Below are 17,889 nucleotides of genomic sequence, written 5' to 3'. Positions count from 1 at the left end.
TGGAATTCGCCCATTTTTAATAAATTTTTTTTGAACGATGCAAAATCACTTGAAAACAAGGCTAAAATTACGCGACAGTGTAAGGTTCGTTATAGGTTTTAGGGGCACAGATTGATCGAAAATTAGGTGAGTTTACTCTATTAAAAGTGCTTGTTCGCTTGCAAGTGAGGTTTTATAATCTAAACGTTTAGTAAATTTTGTAGAAATCCAATCCCTATTATTGTATGGATTAATCGAAGGAGTGGAAGATATGGCGGAACAACAAAGCCGAAAGCGAGTCTGCATTATTCACGGCTACAGGGCAACACCCGGTAACCATTGGTTTCCTTGGCTAAAAGATAAGTTAACGGCAATCGGAGTGGATGTTGAAATTATAGCAATGCCAACTCCGCAAACGCCGAAGCTCGACGAGTGGCTTAATCAGTTGGCTCAATCAGCCAAAGATATGGATTCCGATACCTATTTTGTCGCGCACAGTTTGGGCTGTATTACATTGCTGCGTTTTCTTCTGAAGCAAAATTCTTCTCAGCCAATTGGCGGCCTCGTTCTTGTATCCGGATTTGCACAATCATTGCCGACCTTGCCGATATTGGATGAATTTGTCGAACAGCCTCTTGATTATCATCAACTGATTCAGCGGGCCAGCCAGTGTGCCGGTATTGCGGCTAAGGACGATCCCATTGTACCGTTTGCCTTCAGCAAAGAACTAATGGAGCAACTTAAGGCCGATTTCTTTGAAGTGGACAAGGGAGGGCATTTTTTGGAAGGTGACGGTTTTACCGCTTTGCCGATTGTGTTTGATGTGCTTGTTGATATGATGGAACTGGAAAAATAACCGATTAGCTCAAGCTGAGCAGATGCAAAAGCCCGCGTCAATCGCGGGCTTCTTCACGTTTATTCTGTTCCCGTTGCCACCGGATTATCCTCAAAGCTGATACTGTTTGGCGGCTCTTTTTCATCCATATGTCCGATCATTATAGTGACGGATTTAACGTGTTGCTGTCTTCTATTGGCTTTTCAATGACTAAGGTGGCTTCCGAAATGCAATATAATGTTTACATTTTGCAATACACAAGTTACAATAATTCCCAACCTATAGGGTGATGCTTGTAAGCATTTATAATCGAATAAATCCGAAAGACCGCCTCACTGCGCTCCCTTGGTCCGATGAATTTTAGGTATTGCGTGGGGTTTATCTCCGATTGGAGTAGGCATCATCGGACTAGCCGGCAATCTATTAACTGTTATCTACCGAGGGGAGAGCAAGTTTCTATGAATATAGCCGTCAAGTTGATACAAAAATTCAAAGACCTAGATACCCAGAATAAGCTGAAAGTCTATCGGGACAAAGCGGATCTCATCAGGAACCGGAATTTGGAAGCATGGGATGATGGGCAGCTTCAAGCGGAATCTCTCCGGCTGCAAAAAGAAGCAAAATCGGGCACGCCTTTAGATGAGCTGCTTGTCGATGCTTATGCGTTAGTCTGCGAGACAGCGAAGAGAAAGCTCGGATTACAGCCTTACGATGTCCAGATCATGGCTGCCATCGCTTTGCACGAGAGATTTTTGATCGAGCAGCATACCGGTGAAGGAAAAACCCTCTCTGCTGTTATGCCTGCTTATCTGAATGCGCTGACCGGCAAAGGTGTTCATGTGCTGACTTTTAACGATTATTTGGCCAAGCGGGATACGGAGTGGATGGGCCCGGTCTATCGTTTCCTCGGGTTAACGGTAAACTCGGTTCAATCGGGCATGAGCCTGTCCGAGAAGCGGGAAGCATACGCCAGTGACATAACCTATGTTACGGCCAAAGAGGCGGGATTCGATTATTTGCGCGACACGATCGCACTAAGCGAAGCCGATACCGTGCATCGTCCTTTCCACTACGTCATCGTCGACGAAGCCGATTCACTCCTTCTCGACGAAGCGCGGGTGCCGCTAGTTATCAGCGGTGAGCTGGGCTCTTTCAAGAGCGACGGCTTCCTTTTCGCAGATGTGGCTCGGCAGCTAAAGCAAACAGAGCATTACGACTTCGACGAGTTTCAGCGGAACGTTTACTTGAATGAAGCAGGCGCTGCGAAAGCGGAGTCGCTGCTGGGATGCGGCAATTTGTACGATAGCCATAACAGTCATTTGTTAACATCATTGAATTGCGCGCTGCATGTGGAATCGTTATTAAAAAAAGACGTTGATTACATCGTCCGGGACGGTAAAATCGAGCTGATCGAAGAATATACCGGCCGCGTGGCCGAGAACAGGTATTTGCCGGACGGGCTGCAAGCCGCGCTTGCGGCCAAAGAAGGGCTGCAGTGGAACGCTGGCGGGAAAATTCTAGGGACGATTACCCTTCAACACTTCATTAGCCTGTATCCGAGGATTTGTGGAATGACGGCTACTGCACACGCTTCTGCAATGGAATTCGAAAATATTTATGCGCTGCAGGTGCTGCAAATTCCGCCGAACCAGCCAAACATACGGATCGACCACCCACACCGGATTTATACCCATAAAGAAGCCAAATATAAGGCGCTTGTACAAGAAATCTCGTCCGTCCATAGGGCGGGACGCCCCATTCTGATTGGTACGTCCAGCGTCGAGGAGTCTGACAAGCTGGCGGAGGCGCTGGCGGTTGCCGGCGTGCCTTGCCATGTTCTGAATGCGAAAAACGACGCAGAAGAAGCCGAAATCATCGCCAAAGCGGGAGAAACCGGCGCCGTGACGGTGTCTACGAATATGGCGGGACGCGGCGTCGACATTCGGCTCGGCGGCGGGGACCCCGCGCAAGCGGAAGTTGTCGCCAAGCTGGGCGGGTTGTATGTGATTGGTACACATGTGAACGAAAGTGTGCGGATCGACGACCAACTGCGCGGGCGTTCTGGCCGCCAAGGCGACCCGGGAGCTTCCGTATTTTTTGTAAGCCTGGAAGACGAGTTGCTGCTTCGGTTCGGCATCAATAAAGTGATTCGCGCTCCCAGGCAGGATGAGGCGCTCGAAGAGCCGGTGCTCCGCAGCAAAATCGCGCATATTCAGCGCGTTATTATGGGCCAAAACTTCGATATCCACCAGGAACTGAACTGTTATTCGGATATGGTGGAGGATCAGAGGCGAATTCTATACGAGGAGCGGCTCGGAATATTAAAAGGCGAGCAGCCGATGAGCCTTTCGGAGCAGCGGGTACGACTTTTTTATATTGACGAGTTCTGGGCTGACCATCTGGCATACGTTTCTTATCTTCGCGAAGGCATCCACTTGGAGAGCCTTGCCAGCCGCAATCCAATCGACGAATTTCATGCGCTAATCACCCAAGCCTACGAGCAAATTCCGGCTAAAATCAATAGGGAGTCGGCGAATATGCTTGTAAGGCTCGGAGGTTCGAATGACCCGGCGAAGTGGGAAAAGTTCGGTCTGAAGAGCCCTTCTTCCACTCGGACTTATATTATCAACGATCAATACCTCCAGAATAAGCGCAGCTCGTGGACCGGAACGACCGTATTTGCTTATTGGCTTCGCAAGATTGCAAGGCCGATATTCAGGCTGTCCAAATATTGATGCAGCGTAGCTTTTTCAAGGTTAATCGCGTGCCGCCCACCGGTATAACTCCAGCACAAAAAGCCCGCGTCCAGCGGGCTCATCATGTTGACTATTCACCAGTGGCGATAGCATTCCCCTCATAGCTGATCCAGTCGCTCCAGCTCCCCGCGTACAGCCGCACCTTGTCGTATCCGGCTCGATGAAGCGCGAGCACGTTCGGGCAGGCGCTGACGCCGGAGCCGCAGTAGACAATGACTTCGCGTCCAGGATCAACATCGGCAAAATGCTGCTTCAGCGCTTCTGCGTCTTTCCATCGGCCTTGTTCGTCAAGGACGTCCTTCCAGAACCGGTTGATCGCACCCGGGATATGACCTGCCTTGGAGTCGATCGGCTCTTCAAGACCTTCATAACGCCTTGGCTCCCGTGAGTCGATCAGCAGGGGAGAGGACGCTCCGCCTTCCTGTGAAACTGTACGGACTTCCTCTATTCCGGCCAGCATTTCGGGGTGGACCTCCGGTTCATACAGCGTTGGAATACGGACTGGCTGGCTGTCGCTCACAGGGAAATTCGCCGTTTTCCATGCCGAGTAGCCTTCATCCATGACATACACTTTCTCATGCCCGACATAACGCAGCATCCACCAAAGTCTGGAAGCGTATGCGCCTCCCTGATCATCGTAAGCGACGACGATGCTGTCCCGGCTGATTCCCGCTTGGCCGAGGACAGCCGCAATTTCGTGAGGCTCCGGAAGCGGATGGCGTCCGCCATGCTTGCCGACAGGAGCGGACAGCTGCTCTTCCAGATGCAAATATACGGCTCCCGGAATGTGATCCTTTAGATAGGCGCTGCGACCCGCTTCGGGTTCAGACAGCAGAAAACGGCAATCCGCGATCACAAGCTCAGGCTCGTACAGCCGGGCCAACAGCCAGCGGGGAGAAACGACGGTATCCATCAATTATACCTTCCTCCTAATTTTGCTATTATTTTAAAGTCTATTATATCGAATAAAGAAGCATACACAAAGAGAACAGGAGGCATGGAGCGGGAGGAGTGTCATGATCTCAAGAAGCGTAAGGCGAGAATTAGGGCCGCGAACATTTAGGCACCCAAAAAAAAGACGGGCAGCCCCGTCTTCTTCTAAACGCCTTCACCGCCTGAAGACATCGTCCATATATCGAGCTCGTGCTTGAGAATATCTTCTTCTTCATCCGTCAAATCGAGCCTGATTCCGTACTGATATTCGCCAAGTCCGTACATCCAGCCCCAGCGAACGCTTCCATTGAACTGAAGCAGGGTCTCATTTAATTGAAAATAAATAATAAGCCGGGTATCCCCGGCTGTAAACCGGAGATTCAAAGAGCTGCGAACCTTGCAGCCCGAGCGGCTGAGGTCGAGCAGTACACCTGCGGTACGCTTGCCGGTACCGGGACCGGTATTACGGGCCGGCACTTCCAGCCAGCAATCGATCGGTTGATTCATCACAAAACGGAATGGTTCTTTTCTGCTGGCAGCACCCATAAATTCCCTCCGCTCATTTATTCACTATTATATCGGAATGATGCGCTTTGGACAATCTGCCGGGAGGATAAATTGTAAAAAAATTAAAGGAACAGACGGTTCAAATTGCGGCATCAGGCAATAGCCGTACACAAGAAGCTGTCAGTTTTCCTAACGAAAGCGCTCTTTTCGATGAGGGTGCGAGCCTACAAAAAAGGGGGCGATCAGCCGATATATATACTAAAAAACTATCATGCGTTTTTACGCCGTTGCCATTCCGCACGATTTTATACCCGGATGGGCGACGGGGAGGGAGGAACGGACGGGTGTCAATCCATTTGCGGACTTTGTTTGCAGGCGCGTTTGCTGTTGTTATTATTTTGCTGACGGCTCTGCTCAGTTTATTGATCGGCAAAGAATCATCGAAGACCGCGGAGGTTACCATAGGCAGATCGCTGGCGGAAGTCGCTTTCCAGATGTCTTATAGTTTGGATCACTTCATGTGGGCGCGGTCTGAGGAAGTGGAGGTTCTGAGCAAGCTTAAAGCGTTCCAGGAGCCTGTCGACAAGAAGGAAATTGGGGAATTATTAAACCAGCTGAAAGAAAATCTTCCGGTATTTACCTGGGTCGGATATATGGATGCAAAAGGCAATGTTCTGTCGGCAACGGATAACATTCTGGTCGGAAGCAACATTAAGGATCGGCCGGTATTCAAATTCGGGATCGAAGCTCCTTTTGTCGGGGATGTCCATGATGCCAAGCTGCTCGCCAAACTGCTGCCCAATCCGGGCGGAGAGCCACTACAATTCGTCGATATCAGCGTCCCTGTAATGGATGCAAGCGGCAAAGCGGTGGGCGTCCTGGCGGCACATCTCAGCTGGGAATGGTCCCGTCAGGTGGAGTCGTCCATTCTCACGCCGCTCAAGGAAAATATGAAGGGAGTGCAGGTCTTCGTTGTCAGCAAAAATGACAATACGATTGTGCTCGGACCGTCCACCCAGGTGGGCAAGCCGATGAAGGACGCGGCGCTGACTGAGGCCCGTCAGGGCAAAAGCTCATGGCTCGTCAATAAATCAGATGACGGACAAGCCTATTTGACAGGTTACGCACACGGAGACGGATACATGGATTATCCCGGTCTAGGCTGGTCCGTTATCATCCGCCAACCGGCGGAAATTGCCTTCGCTTCCGTACACCGGCTGCAAAATTATATCGCTCTCTCCGGACTCGCCGTCGCCGTTCTGTTCGGCATTGCAGGCTGGTTTCTCGCCGGGTGGATTGCCCGCCCGCTTCAGCTTATAGCCGAGAAAGCCGATCTCCTCAGTACCGGAAAAGAGGCGGAGATTCCGAAATTTAACCGGATCAAGGATTTGTCCATCCTCTCCGTTTCTCTGCGAAATCTGGTCCAAAACTTGAGCCAAACCGAGACGGAGCTGAATTATATGTCGGATATTGCCCGGCATGATGCTCTGACCGGCTTGCCTAACCGGATGGCTCTGGACGATTATTTGGCACATGCCGTCAACAAGGCGAAACAGAACCGCACTACTCTCAGCTTCCTGTATCTGGATTTGGACGGCTTCAAGAAGGTGAACGATACGCTCGGACACGCAGCCGGAGACAAGCTGCTGCAAGAGGTCGCCTTCCGCCTGCTTGAATCGACCCGGGACAATGAGATGGTTACCCGTATCGGGGGAGACGAATTCGTGGTGATCCTGCACACTTCGGCGGCAAAGCCGATGCAGGAAGCCGAAGTCGTAGCCAAGCGCATTATCGACAAAATTAATCAGCCATTCCTGATCGGCGGAGAAATCGTGCAGGTCGGCTGCAGCGTCGGCGCCGCGGTCTGGAGTCCCGAAACCCAGGACACAAGCGAAATTTTGCGATTGGCTGACGACGCGCTTTATATTTCCAAACGGAGCGGCAAGAACCGGATTACATTTGAAACAGCGGTTTAATGCTGGGGATAAACACCCAATCGATTCAAGGGGCTGCGGAATAGGATATGTCGTACGCTACTTTGAAGGAGGAATTTTCGAATGGGTGAAGTTGCAGGCGGCGGTTGCGGAATCGGAACATCGACAGGAACAATTCTGGTATTGTTTATCCTGCTTGTCATTATTACTCGGACTTTTATGTATTAGGAACGGCTGTTAACTGAATAGGTATGTATAGAAAAAGCGCCTTTCCCCGGCATTTTAGGGAAAGGCGCTTTCTGCGTATTAATAAGGGCGTTTGATCCGGTCTTCCGCAGATTAGACTTGATGCGTAACGGGCGGCTCGCTGAGCAGTGCATTCTTCCATGCATTATAGCTGTCCCAAGCCTTGCCGCCATCCAGCAGATCCTTGCAGGTGTACACACCCTCCTCAATGGAACCGACACGGCCAGCCAAATGCAGTCGGACGGCCCCGTTGAGGAGGACCTGATTGTAAAAGGCGATGTGGCCGCCGCCCCGCAGCACGGCTTCAGCCGTTGTCAGCTGCAGGCGGGCATCCCAGACAAGCTCCGGAACGGGAGTATCCAATCCGAGCGCTTCGGGATCAATAATATCAAGACCCGCCGAGCCGTTCTCGACCTTGTAAACCCGTGTCGGGCGGTCGATATAAAGGTCTTCCGAGCCTTCAGTCCCTTGTATGATCATGGCTTTCCGGTATCCGAGTTTAATCATGAGCCGCGCGAGACGGTCAAAGACAGTATTGTGATAGATTCCGAACACGATGAAAGGCGAGCAGGAGTAATCCATCAGCTTCTCGGTCGTATTCAAAATGGTCCGCATCCCGATTTCCTCGCGGATTCCCCGGATTTTACCGAACGGAGGGCACCACTCTTCGGAGCTTGCATACAGCACACCGCTGCGGCGGGCCGCATGAATGGAGCTATAGCGGGAAAGAGCGGAGAGCGGGATGTCCGCCTCCAGAATAATGTCCTGCAGGGTGATCCCCCATTTCGGAGGGAGCGGAGCGGAACCGTGCAGGGTCACCGGCAGTCCCGCCGCGGCGAGCAGGAAGGCGGTCGGAAATGTCGCCGCAAAGGAACGGATTCGTCCGTCATAAGGTCCGGCGCAGTCCAGGCCCTCCTGGATCGGCTCCCGGCGCGTAAATTTTCGGCAGACGGACACGAATGCCTCCAATTCCTCTATACTTTCAAGCTTGATCCGTTCGGCTACAAGGAACGCTCCAATCTGCGCCGGTGTGGCGGACTGACCTAGAATCGCTTCTGCGGCGGCGGCAGCTTCTCCGAAGTCTAAATCCCGGGCGCCCCGTTTGCCTCTGGCGACTTCTTTAAGTAGGTTAATCATGTTCGGTGCCCCCTTACTTTTGATCCTGAAGCATCTGGTATACCTTGACGATTGAAGTTGCGACATCCACCATCCGTTTGCGTTCGTTCATCGCTTGCTTGCGCAGAAGATCGTACGCTTCGGATTCGGGGATGTTTTTGGCCTTGGAGAGAATCCCTTTCGCCATTTCGATCCATTTTCTTTCTTCGAGCCGGGAGAGCAGCTGCTCCTTTTCCTTCATCCACTGCTTCCGTTCGAAGCACTGTTTGGCGCCGAAGTGAAGACTCCAATGAATCTCTTGCGGCCGCATGGACGGGCAGAGGATACCGTCAGTCATAATATTGTCCTCGCATGCGGATACAGAGAGCGTAGCGGTCTCGTCCGTACACCACCACATGACGGGGGCAGTCTTGCGGGACATCAAAAGATCCGCCCAGCATTTGAATTCCGTAATCGGAATACAAAGGATAGAGGCGTCGACGTCCGCAATTAGCTTGACGGCTTCTTCCCGAGAAGCGGCCACTTCAACAATATAGCCGCAGGACCTGAGAATAACCTCCGGTTTCGACTGGGCATCGGTCTTGCCAGGGTGTTTCCCGGCCAGCTCGCTATAGACAACCAACAGGGAATGCATAGTCGGACGCCCCTTTTTTTAAACTTGGAAGAAATTTGGTTTGGTAACGCTTGACAGTCGCCGTATAAATCGTGCGATTATCTATCAATGTTATTTTATATAACACAAAATGCGCCTAAATGTCGATATTTTTAAAAATTAAAAATTTATATGTTAAATTTATTGACGTTTAAAAAACGGTGTTGTATAGTCGATTTAACAAATTCAATCTTTTGCGGATACAAAGGCGTATCTGAGAAAAAGCGGCAATGGCGCCTGCTTTCATGTCTGATTCGAGTGATGCTTTCTCTCGTACGGGCTTTGAAGCGGGCTTTTTGTGTTCCCCAAGGAGAGGAGAGAGATACATGATAAAATCATCGCGTAAAAAACTGGTGCTTGTCGGCAATGGTATGGCGGGTGTGCGGGCAATCGAGCATCTGCTCAAGCTGGCTCCCGATACTTATGAAATAACGATCTTTGGCGCCGAGCCGCATCCGAACTACAACCGGATTATGCTGTCCTCCGTTTTGGCAGGGGGAACTGATTTATCCGAAATCGTTATTAACGATTATGAATGGTATAAGAATCATAATATCACTTTGTATACAGGACACAAAATCGAGAGTATCGATACGGAGAACAAAGTTGTCCGTTCCGACCTCGGGGTGGAGGCGGCTTACGATGAGCTGATTCTCGCTACCGGTTCTGATCCGTTTATGCTCCCGCTTCCGGGAGCGGACAAGGAGGGCGTTATCGCTTTCCGCGATATCAAAGACTGTCAAATCATGATGGAAACCGCAAAGTCCTATAAAAAAGCCGTTGTAATCGGCGGAGGACTGCTTGGCCTGGAAGCGGCCCGTGGCCTGCTGCATCTGGGAATGGACGTCTCCGTTGTCCATATCTCCGAATATATAATGGAAAGACAGCTCGACAGGGAAGCAGCGGTCATGCTGCAGAAGGAGCTGGAGGCCCAGGGCATGAAGTTCCTGCTGACCAAGCAGTCGGAAGCCATTCTCGGCAAAAAGCGGGTCAAAAGCCTGCTCTTCGCGGACGGCAGCACGGCGGAAGCCGATCTGATCGTGATGGCGGTCGGAATCCGGCCCAATACCGCGCTTGCGAAAAAGAGCGGCATAACCGTTAACCGCGGTATTGTCGTCAACGACTATATGGAAACAAATATTCCGGGCGTTTATGCCATTGGGGAATGCGCGGAGCACCGGGGCATCGCTTACGGTCTTGTCGCGCCGCTGTATGAGCAGGGTGCCGTGCTTGCCAAAAAGCTGGCAGGTGTTGAAACGCAAGGCTATGAAGGATCGGTCACTTCGACCAAGCTTAAAGTGTCGGGCGTGGATGTCTTCTCCGGAGGACAATACGAGGAACCGGCCGGATCGCGGGCGCTCCGCTATCAGGATGAAATCGGTGGAGTTTACAAGAAGCTCGTTATCCGTGAAGACAAGCTCATCGGCGCGGTGTTGTTCGGCGATACAGCGGACGGCGCGCAGCTGTTCTCTCTAATTAAGAGCGGCGAATCGATCCAGGGCAAAGAAAGAGCTCTGCTGCTCGGCCTGCCGGATGACGCGGTGAAATCTTCTCCGACGGCCCGCCTCGATGCAATGGCGGATGATGAAATCATCTGCGGCTGCAACGGTGTATCCAAGGGAGCCATTGCAGAAGCCATTACAAGCGGCGGCTGCACAAGCGTAGGGCAGATCAAGGCCTGCACGAAAGCGTCGGCTTCCTGCGGAGGCTGCAAGCCATTGGTAGAAGGGCTGCTGGAGTTGTATGCGGGCGATGCTGCGGTCAAGGTCAAGGAAGGCATTTGCGGCTGTACCACGCTTAGCCGGGACGAAATCGTTGCGGAAATCAAGCGAATGGAGCTCAAGAGTGTCAAGGAAGTCATGAATGTGCTGGAATGGAACAATGAGGAGGGCTGCTCGAAATGCCGTCCTTCCCTGAACTATTATCTCGGCATGCTGTGGCCGGAAGAATATGTGGATGAGAAAGAATCCCGGATCACGAATGAACGCTTTCACGCCAACATTCAGAAGGACGGAACGTACTCCGTCGTTCCCCGGATCTACGGTGGCGTCACTTCCCCGGCTGAGCTGAAGAAGATTGCCGAGGTTGCAGAGAAATTCGACGTTCCGTTGGTGAAGTTCACGGGAGGCCAACGGCTTGACCTGCTCGGCATCAAAAAAGAGGACCTGCCGAAAATCTGGGAAGAGCTTGACATGCCTTCGGGACATGCATACGGCAAAACGCTGCGTACGGTCAAGACCTGCGTCGGATCGACCTTCTGCCGGTTCGGCACCCAGGACTCCATAGCGATGGGCATCCGTCTGGAGAAGGAATTCGAGCGGCTGAATACGCCGGCCAAGGTCAAGCTTGCCGTCTCCGGCTGTCCGCGCAACTGTGCGGAAGCGACGATCAAGGATTTTGGCGTTGTCGCAATCGACGGAGGCTGGGAGCTGCATGTCGGCGGCAACGGCGGCGTGCATGTCCGGGCGACGGATCTGCTCTGCGTAGTGAAGACAGAGGATGAGGTTGTCGAGTGGGCAAGCGCGTTCCTTCAATATTACCGCGAAAATGCCGGATGGAACGAAAGAACCTCGACTTGGGTGGAGCGTGTCGGGCTGGACAGCATCAAGAAGGCGCTTGAGGAAAGAGAGGAGCGGCTTGCGCTTCAGGAAAGAATCCAGACAGCGCTCAGTGTGACCACCGATCCGTGGAAGGAGATCGTATCTAACAAAAAGCTTCGCAAAAATTTCGAGCCGATCTCTCGGACCGAGACGGTATACCAGGAGGGCTAAAGGATATGACGATGACCAAAATGCATGTCGGCAATGTGTCGGAAATCGACCTTAAGGGATCGCGGACACTTAAAGTAAGGGACTTGGAAATTGCCTTGTTCCGCCTGTCGAACGGGGAAGTGCTGGCTGTGGAGAACAAGTGCCCGCATAAAGGGGGCACGTTGTCGGAAGGAATAGTCTGCGGCGACAAGGTCCACTGTCCGCTGCATGACTGGCGCATTGACCTTCATACGGGGAAAGTGCAGGAGCCGGACACGGGATGCGTTCCCACCTTTGAAGTTGAGGTTGATCCGGCGACTGGCGCCATTTATCTAACCGTCTAAAGGCCGGCAAGGTTCCGGTCTCGGGAGATAGATTTCGGAGTCTGGTTAGAAAGGGGGCAGCACATCATGGATTACGTAAAACCCGATGAAGTTCAGCAGTCAATGATTGATGCAGAGAAGACTAAAGCGGAGCTGACCATTTCTCAGTTGGTGACACGCGGTGTGTTGGGCGGAGCCATACTGGCCTCTGCCACCACCCTGTCTAATACTGCAGCGGCACAGACGAAAATTCCGGTTGCAAGCGCGGTTGTTTTTCCGGTGGAGAAAAGCTTATGAAGAGCGGACGTATATCCATCGTCGGGGCGGGGCCGGGAGATCCGGAATTGATCACGTTGAAGGCTGTGCGCCGCATCCGGGAAGCGGATGTCGTGCTGTACGACAGGCTTGTGTCGAAGGAGCTGCTCGATTATGCAAAACCCGATGCGCGTTTGATCTACTGCGGCAAAGCGCCGGGCCAGCACACCATGACCCAGGAACAAATTGAGCTTGAGATGATTAATCATGCCCGTCAAGGTTCCAAGGTTGTCAGGCTGAAGGGTGGCGATCCGTTCGTGTTCGGCAGGGGCGGCGAGGAAGCGCTGGCGGCCGCTAAGGCCGGTATTGTCTGGGAAGTCGTTCCCGGTATTACTTCTGCTATCGGAGCAGCCGCAGCCGCCGGCATCCCGCTAACTCACCGCGGCGTCGCCGCTTCCTTTGCCGTCATCACCGCCAGCCGGTGCGGCGATCCGGAAGCTCAGCTGGACTGGGAGCATCTTGCGCGTGGTGTGGATACGATAGCCGTATATATGGGTGTTGGCCGCCTTGGGCAAATCCGGGAGGAGCTGCTCCGCCACGGCAAATCGGGATCGACACCGGTGGCACTGATTGAGAATGGAACGACGAGCCGCCAGCGGACGGCGGTCGGGACACTGGATAACATGGAACAACTGGCATTCGCGCTCGAGATTGGCAATCCGGCGATGATCATCATCGGGGAAGTTGTCAAAGTGAAAGAGGTGCTGATGAAGCTGGAATCGGCCCCCGATCATAAATCGATTAATTTTTAGTTGCGATTCAGATTCATTTTAGCGGCTAGGGGTTAATTTAGAATCATAACCCCCTTATAATACAGGATTGACCCCGCTTTAGAGGCGGGGTTCTTTTTTTTATTTAACCTGAATGTATCGCTGTGCGAACTGATCCCGGTATTCTTTATTGAAGTAAGGACCGCTGATTTGCTCGGCCCACTGCTCGTCGGTTTCGATGCCATCCAAATCGGTATTGAAAAACTTCTCCACCGAACCTTTGGTCAGTGAGACCGAATAGGTTTTGCCGCTGTATGGCAGAGTGATGTCAATGGAGGCCGTGCCCGGGAATTGGCGGAACAGCTGGACCGGTGCTTCCATAAGGATTTTGTTAATGGCATCGCGGGAGCTGAAATTTTCATTATAATCCGCTTTGGTTAACTGCGTGCCAGGGTTGGCTTGTGCGAACTCCGCGAAGCTGCCAAAGTAATGGATTTCAATATTATCCGTTCCGACCGCAACATCTCTTATATACGGAGCGCCCTTCAACTGCCGCGAGTAGGCCAGCACCTCTGATTTAGGCAAAGGGACCTGATCCGCAGGGGCGGTTTGGCCGGGATCTGCCGAAGGCGGAGTGGTTGTCGGCGGAGTTCCCGCCGAAGGCACTGCGTTCGTTGGCGTTGACGTAGGAGGCGTCGGATTTGCCGCAGAAGCGACGGGGGCCACCGTTGCGGAAGGTGTGGGGGCCGTTTCCTGCGATGGCAATTGAGTGGCTGCAGCCGGCTGAGGAGAGGCGGACGGCGGGTTGTTCCGTGCTTGCTCTTGCTGCTGTACTATCGCGGCTGCAATGGCAATCCCCAATACAATAACGGCGATAATAACCCAAAACCGCCATTCGGTATAGATAGGCTTTCTCATATTCTGATCCTCCTTGGCGCTGGATTTGATCATAACACAAGTGTAGCAGAATCCGCTCTCGAGGTTAAATGGAGCAATAGGACTAGAATTAGAAACGCTTACATTTGACCCGTAAAGTGTTATTATTATTTCGAAAGGAGGGGGTAATTTTGGAACAAGTTATCTACTGGATCGGGGGCTCAGCCTGTGCCGGTAAAAGCATAATCGCGAGGCAGTACGCAAAGAAGCGCGGTTTTGATTTGTACTCCTGCGATGAGTATCTGGATCGACATTTGCGGAGCATATCTGCCTCGAATCAGCCTGCCATGCATAAGGTTTCGAGGATGACTTATAATGAAGCCTTTTATATTCGAAGTGTTCAGGAACAATTAAAAGAGTATATCGAATTTTTTAAAGAAGATTTTACTTTTGTCTTGCGAGATCTTGAGGAAAGAAGCCATCAGTCCATAATTGTCGAGGGCAATCAGCTGCTGCCATCTTTGGTTGCGCCATGCCTGAATTCCCGACATAAAGCCATCTGGCTTATCCCTACCGAACCTTTTCAGCGTCATCATTACCGTAAGCGGGAGTGGATACAAGAAATACTGGACTGCACGGATGATCCGGTTGTAGCTTTTGACAAATGGATGACAAGGGATGCCGGATTTGCCGCTTTTGTCGAACATGAAGCCCTAGAACTTAATCTTGATGTATTAAAAATAGACGGGAGCAAAAATTTACAGCAGACCTACAATGAGGTCGAGGAATTTTTTAACCAAAACGAGCATTAAGCCTCCTCCAGCAATTCTTTCGAATCGTTGCGGACATTGCCGACCTTAGGGGAGACGGGGTAGGCCCGCATTTTGGAAGCGTCATACGGATTCATCAGCCGGGCCAGGCTGTTCGCATCTTGATTGCTTCGCTCAAGCCAGCTAGCCTCATCTTCCGGCCGAAGAATGACCGGCATCCGGTTATGAATTTCCGCCACTAAAGCATTGGGCTCCGTAGTGATGATGGAACAGGTGCCCAGCTTCGCGCCATCAGCATTTACCCAAATATCATAAATCCCCGCCAGCGAAAAAATACCGCCGTCACGCATCACAATCCGCATCGGCTGCTTGCTTCCGCCCTGATTCTGCCATTCGTAAAATCCGTCTGCCGGAATAATACAGCGCCGCGAAGAGAGCAGTTTTTTAAATGAGGGCTTGTCCCGCAGCGTCTCGGCCCGGATATTGATCAATTTGCTTCCGGATCTGTCATCCGCTGCCCATGAAGGAACAAGCCCCCAGCGCAGATGGCCGATCCGGTTCCCGGCTCCGGTGCCGATAACGGCGGGAATATATTGCATGGGCGCGGCATTATATTTTGGAGCGTAATGTTTGATCGTGACATCTTCGGTGTAATATTTCAGCATAAGCTCTTCCAATAAGACGGTTATCGTGTAACGGCCGCACATAGCTTAGACACCCCCTCAGTTTGTCATTCATGATAAAACAAGCCGGCGCCTTAATCAACCGGAGCTGCTCAATAAAGCGGAAGTCGGTTCCTAAATATTCGAGTGTAACATTTATTACATAATAATAGTTATAAAAACAGTATAATTATTAAAGTAAGATTAATACCATGGGCTGTATTCGGGCGAAACGGCTCAAACAGGAGGGGTAATGTATGGAGCAAATCGTTCAGCTGAAGGAAGAAATCAAGCAATTAAACAGTGAGGCGGTCAGCCTGCAGAACCAGCTTCACGATTTGGCGGAGAGCCTGCCGTTGAATCTGGAACAACTCCCCGACTTGGCTCGGCAAACCTTCGAGACCTTTTCTTCGTTGGCAGCCAAGAGACAGGAACTAAAAAGTCTGAAATCGAAGCAAGTTTGAGTTCGCAATTATTAAAAGTGGTTGATTGGGGCGCCGCTCCGAATGGGACCTATCCAGTGACCGTAAAGGTTGCAAGGAGGGGTCCCTTTTTCTGCTGCCGGATTTGCTAATCGGGATTAAAGCAGGCACAAATGAGGATTCCGCCTATATACTGTTAAAAAAAGAAGGAGCCAGCCCAATGAATGTTTATTCCCGATTTATCACCATTACGCTTACCGGCAGCCTCATCAAATGGAGTGGACACCATCGAAAGTAGAGTTGAACCGAAAGCTCAGGTCTTTGTGGGAACAGCAGGTGTACTGGACCCGGTTAACGGTCAACAGTATCGTCGATGGCCTTAAGGATGAAAAAGAAACAACGGAAAGGCTTCTTCGGAATCCCGACGACTTTGCGGCTGTTCTCGCCCCTCTGTACGGTACGGCAGTCGCGGCCGAATTTGCCAAATTATTGCGGGGGCATCTCACGATCGCAGCAGAGCTCGTCAAGGCTTTGAAAGCGGGGAATTCCAAAGCGGCTGCGGATGCCCAAAAGCGTTGGTATGCGAATGCGGATGCTATCGCTGCATTCTTAAGCCGGATCAATCCCCATTGGTCCGAGGCAGAATGGCGCCAAATGCTTCATGAGCATTTGAGACTGCTCAGCAATGAGGTCGCCACGCGTATTGCGGGCAATTATGCGGAGAACGTCGCATCGAGTGACCGGATCGAACAACAGGCGCTCGAAATGGCCGACGTCATGACGCGAGGAATTGTCCAGCAGTTTCCTTCGGCTTTTCTTCGTTAATTCACGGCTTTAATCCCTTACCGAGACTTTATTCACTAACAAGATGCACCAATTGAATTAATATACTATTTGAAGCTGCATTCACAAGGAGATGAGACATTTGATGGTGCAACCAGGGATGTTTTTTGGCGGAGGATTGGCTATCGCTCCATTTTTCTTTTTCTTTTGGCTGATTTCAGCAGGGCTTGGGCTCTACGCCTTTATCCTGTTTGTCAAGCTTGCCCGTCGCGGAATTGAGGCGCTCGATCTGTACATCTATACGAAAAATCGCGAAATCCGTGATGGTCATGAAACATACAGACCGGAAGACAGAGTTTGAAAAAATTAGCAAAGACCCCGTCAGGCGTCATGCCGGCGGGGTTGTTTTGCATTTCAGCAGTACCTATTGTACGGAAGGGCTGGTGCTATCTGTTCAGGATGAAGATGGAGCGCCGGTTAAGTCCTCGATATCTGTAGATCCAAAAACAAGCAAAGTGATAACAATGATTAATAGAATGTTTCCGGCAAAGCTTTCTCCGTCGAAGCCACTCATTCGGTTCCCCGCCTTCTTTTTTAAAATTTATTTACTGTTCCCGGTTTTCTTCTTTAAAGCTTCCATCAGATCGTTTAAGGTTAATCCGCCGTTATCATTCATGAAGTTAACCAGCTTTTCGACGTTGCTGTCGCTGATATCACTTAATTTTTTGTATTTGCCCACCAGGCTTATAACCAGAGAAGCGTCAGTGAACAACTGAACGGAATCGACTTTAAGTTTGCCGGTTAACAAAAGCGCGGCCACCGTTAATTCAAGCCCTTTGTTTTCCTTGATCAAGGAAGCAGGGTTTTTCTTTTTGGAGCCTGAGTTATTGCGTTTTCCGAGAGGAGCCAAGATTCTTCCCTTCCTCCCTAAGCTTTATCTTGATCAGGATTTCGGCACTTCTTCTGTACCACAATTTATGCTAGCTCAAAGCTTTTGGTTAATAGATAGAATTCCTGATAGGTAACTTGCGGTGCTATTCTGGAGATGCCGGTAACCTACGGTGCAAAGAAAAACTGACCTAAGTCAAACCGCTAAAGGTAGTATTTTGAATACACTTCAATTTGTTATGATACCGACTTCCAAATACACAATCCCGGGTATCAGTCTGGTTTCGCTTAGAACCCGCCGATCGGTCACCTGATGGACTACGGTGGGATAGTGGAGGTATATACACCTGAAACCGTTAAGATCGCAGGAAGCCGATTTTTTTGGGACCATTTCGATTCCGCACGTGCATAAAAAAAAACCCGTCAATCTGA

General features: G+C 51.1%; 19 protein-coding genes. 12 read left to right on the top strand and 7 right to left on the bottom strand.

The annotated features are described in order from the left end of the window. Positions 1–250 precede the first annotated feature (250 nt). Entirely contained in the window at positions 251–835 is a 585-nt protein-coding gene (locus G5B47_RS12235; RefSeq protein WP_165098351.1) for an RBBP9/YdeN family alpha/beta hydrolase, read from the top strand. A 437-nt stretch (positions 836–1,272) separates the two neighbouring features. Then, positions 1,273–3,549, top strand: coding sequence for a preprotein translocase subunit SecA (locus G5B47_RS12230; protein WP_165098349.1), 2,277 nt, complete (start codon positions 1,273–1,275; stop codon positions 3,547–3,549). Positions 3,550–3,640: 91 nt separating this feature from the next. Here G5B47_RS12230 and G5B47_RS12225 read toward each other — a convergent pair whose 3' ends face one another. Both G5B47_RS12225 and G5B47_RS12220 read right to left on the bottom strand, forming a co-directional pair. Next, the gene (locus G5B47_RS12225; RefSeq protein ID WP_165099079.1) at positions 3,641–4,483 is read right to left on the bottom strand and encodes a sulfurtransferase; all 843 of its coding nucleotides are present in this window, start codon (positions 4,481–4,483) and stop codon (positions 3,641–3,643) included. A gap of 185 nt (positions 4,484–4,668) precedes the next feature. Continuing rightward, a complete protein-coding gene (locus tag G5B47_RS12220; protein ID WP_165098347.1) occupies positions 4,669–5,049 on the bottom strand; it encodes a PilZ domain-containing protein in 381 nt (126 codons plus the stop codon). Between the two features lie 305 nt (positions 5,050–5,354). On the opposite strand from G5B47_RS12220, the gene G5B47_RS12215 reads away from it, so the two are divergent. Both G5B47_RS12215 and G5B47_RS25590 read left to right on the top strand, forming a co-directional pair. Then, positions 5,355–6,986 (top strand): sensor domain-containing diguanylate cyclase, encoded by a 1,632-nt coding sequence (locus tag G5B47_RS12215; RefSeq protein WP_165098344.1) that lies wholly within the window; start codon positions 5,355–5,357, stop codon positions 6,984–6,986. Positions 6,987–7,067: 81 nt separating this feature from the next. Then, complete coding sequence (locus G5B47_RS25590; protein ID WP_235949723.1) at positions 7,068–7,172, top strand: YjcZ family sporulation protein; 105 nt, start codon at positions 7,068–7,070, stop codon at positions 7,170–7,172. 111 nt (positions 7,173–7,283) lie between these two features. Here the strand turns inward: G5B47_RS25590 and G5B47_RS12210 are convergent, their stop codons facing one another. Together G5B47_RS12210 and G5B47_RS12205 are read right to left on the bottom strand one after the other, a co-directional pair. Beyond that, positions 7,284–8,327, bottom strand: coding sequence for an anthranilate phosphoribosyltransferase (locus G5B47_RS12210; protein WP_165098341.1), 1,044 nt, complete (start codon positions 8,325–8,327; stop codon positions 7,284–7,286). 13 nt (positions 8,328–8,340) lie between these two features. After that, positions 8,341–8,940, bottom strand: a complete 600-nt coding sequence (locus tag G5B47_RS12205) for an ANTAR domain-containing response regulator (RefSeq protein WP_165098339.1) — start codon at positions 8,938–8,940, stop codon at positions 8,341–8,343. A 344-nt stretch (positions 8,941–9,284) separates the two neighbouring features. On the opposite strand from G5B47_RS12205, the gene nirB reads away from it, so the two are divergent. From nirB to cobA, 4 genes are all read left to right on the top strand, one after another. Next, positions 9,285–11,729 (top strand): nitrite reductase large subunit NirB, encoded by a 2,445-nt coding sequence (nirB, locus tag G5B47_RS12200; RefSeq protein WP_165098336.1) that lies wholly within the window; start codon positions 9,285–9,287, stop codon positions 11,727–11,729. Positions 11,730–11,740: 11 nt separating this feature from the next. Further along, entirely contained in the window at positions 11,741–12,052 is a 312-nt protein-coding gene (nirD, locus tag G5B47_RS12195; RefSeq protein ID WP_025334809.1) for a nitrite reductase small subunit NirD, read from the top strand. A gap of 66 nt (positions 12,053–12,118) precedes the next feature. Next, positions 12,119–12,328, top strand: a complete 210-nt coding sequence (locus tag G5B47_RS12190; RefSeq protein ID WP_165098333.1) for a formate/nitrite transporter family protein — start codon at positions 12,119–12,121, stop codon at positions 12,326–12,328. After that, the gene (gene cobA / locus G5B47_RS12185; RefSeq protein WP_165098331.1) at positions 12,325–13,098 is read left to right on the top strand and encodes a uroporphyrinogen-III C-methyltransferase; all 774 of its coding nucleotides are present in this window, start codon (positions 12,325–12,327) and stop codon (positions 13,096–13,098) included. Before G5B47_RS12190 ends, cobA begins: the two co-directional genes overlap by 4 nt. Before the next feature lie 99 nt (positions 13,099–13,197). On the opposite strand, the gene G5B47_RS12180 is transcribed toward cobA, so the two are convergent. Further along, the gene (locus tag G5B47_RS12180) at positions 13,198–13,974 is read right to left on the bottom strand and encodes a hypothetical protein (RefSeq protein ID WP_165098329.1); all 777 of its coding nucleotides are present in this window, start codon (positions 13,972–13,974) and stop codon (positions 13,198–13,200) included. 149 nt (positions 13,975–14,123) lie between these two features. Here G5B47_RS12180 and G5B47_RS12175 point away from each other — a divergent pair, with 149 nt between their 5' ends. Further along, positions 14,124–14,744, top strand: coding sequence for a hypothetical protein (locus tag G5B47_RS12175; RefSeq protein ID WP_165098327.1), 621 nt, complete (start codon positions 14,124–14,126; stop codon positions 14,742–14,744). Here the strand turns inward: G5B47_RS12175 and G5B47_RS12170 are convergent. Further along, positions 14,741–15,409 carry an SOS response-associated peptidase gene (locus tag G5B47_RS12170; RefSeq protein ID WP_165098324.1) on the bottom strand — a complete coding sequence of 223 codons (669 nt, stop codon included), beginning with the start codon at positions 15,407–15,409 and terminating at the stop codon, positions 14,741–14,743. The two genes, G5B47_RS12175 and G5B47_RS12170, sit on opposite strands and share 4 nt — an antisense overlap. A gap of 212 nt (positions 15,410–15,621) precedes the next feature. On the opposite strand from G5B47_RS12170, the gene G5B47_RS12165 reads away from it, so the two are divergent. From G5B47_RS12165 to G5B47_RS12155, 3 genes are all read left to right on the top strand, one after another. Beyond that, positions 15,622–15,828, top strand: coding sequence for a CCE_0567 family metalloprotein (locus G5B47_RS12165; RefSeq protein WP_165098322.1), 207 nt, complete (start codon positions 15,622–15,624; stop codon positions 15,826–15,828). A 231-nt stretch (positions 15,829–16,059) separates the two neighbouring features. Beyond that, entirely contained in the window at positions 16,060–16,611 is a 552-nt protein-coding gene (locus G5B47_RS12160) for an acetylglutamate kinase (RefSeq protein WP_165098320.1), read from the top strand. A gap of 103 nt (positions 16,612–16,714) precedes the next feature. Beyond that, complete coding sequence (locus G5B47_RS12155; protein ID WP_235949743.1) at positions 16,715–16,930, top strand: hypothetical protein; 216 nt, start codon at positions 16,715–16,717, stop codon at positions 16,928–16,930. Positions 16,931–17,170: 240 nt separating this feature from the next. Here the strand turns inward: G5B47_RS12155 and G5B47_RS12150 are convergent, their stop codons facing one another. After that, positions 17,171–17,479: a hypothetical protein gene (locus G5B47_RS12150; RefSeq protein WP_165098318.1), complete on the bottom strand. Its 309-nt coding sequence runs from the start codon at positions 17,477–17,479 to the stop codon at positions 17,171–17,173. Positions 17,480–17,889: the final 410 nt, after the last annotated feature.

This window comes from Paenibacillus apii, from assembly GCF_011043685.1.
Taxonomy (GTDB): domain Bacteria; phylum Bacillota; class Bacilli; order Paenibacillales; family Paenibacillaceae; genus Paenibacillus_AQ; species Paenibacillus_AQ sabinae.
Note: the sequence above shows the minus strand (reverse complement) of the source record. Positions and strands in the feature narration are given on the sequence as shown.

Coding starts and splice junctions, on each gene's coding strand:
- G5B47_RS12180 (WP_165098329.1), bottom strand. CDS start 13,974: ATGAGAAAGCCTATCTATACCGAATGGCGGTTTTGGGTTATTATCGCC.
- G5B47_RS25590 (WP_235949723.1), top strand. CDS start 7,068: ATGGGTGAAGTTGCAGGCGGCGGTTGCGGAATCGGAACATCGACAGGA.
- G5B47_RS12205 (WP_165098339.1), bottom strand. CDS start 8,940: ATGCATTCCCTGTTGGTTGTCTATAGCGAGCTGGCCGGGAAACACCCT.
- nirB (WP_165098336.1), top strand. CDS start 9,285: ATGATAAAATCATCGCGTAAAAAACTGGTGCTTGTCGGCAATGGTATG.
- G5B47_RS12220 (WP_165098347.1), bottom strand. CDS start 5,049: ATGGGTGCTGCCAGCAGAAAAGAACCATTCCGTTTTGTGATGAATCAA.
- cobA (WP_165098331.1), top strand. CDS start 12,325: ATGAAGAGCGGACGTATATCCATCGTCGGGGCGGGGCCGGGAGATCCG.
- G5B47_RS12210 (WP_165098341.1), bottom strand. CDS start 8,327: ATGATTAACCTACTTAAAGAAGTCGCCAGAGGCAAACGGGGCGCCCGG.
- G5B47_RS12170 (WP_165098324.1), bottom strand. CDS start 15,409: ATGTGCGGCCGTTACACGATAACCGTCTTATTGGAAGAGCTTATGCTG.
- G5B47_RS12165 (WP_165098322.1), top strand. CDS start 15,622: ATGGAGCAAATCGTTCAGCTGAAGGAAGAAATCAAGCAATTAAACAGT.
- G5B47_RS12230 (WP_165098349.1), top strand. CDS start 1,273: ATGAATATAGCCGTCAAGTTGATACAAAAATTCAAAGACCTAGATACC.
- nirD (WP_025334809.1), top strand. CDS start 11,741: ATGACCAAAATGCATGTCGGCAATGTGTCGGAAATCGACCTTAAGGGA.
- G5B47_RS12225 (WP_165099079.1), bottom strand. CDS start 4,483: ATGGATACCGTCGTTTCTCCCCGCTGGCTGTTGGCCCGGCTGTACGAG.
- G5B47_RS12235 (WP_165098351.1), top strand. CDS start 251: ATGGCGGAACAACAAAGCCGAAAGCGAGTCTGCATTATTCACGGCTAC.
- G5B47_RS12155 (WP_235949743.1), top strand. CDS start 16,715: ATGGTGCAACCAGGGATGTTTTTTGGCGGAGGATTGGCTATCGCTCCA.
- G5B47_RS12160 (WP_165098320.1), top strand. CDS start 16,060: ATGGAGTGGACACCATCGAAAGTAGAGTTGAACCGAAAGCTCAGGTCT.
- G5B47_RS12190 (WP_165098333.1), top strand. CDS start 12,119: ATGGATTACGTAAAACCCGATGAAGTTCAGCAGTCAATGATTGATGCA.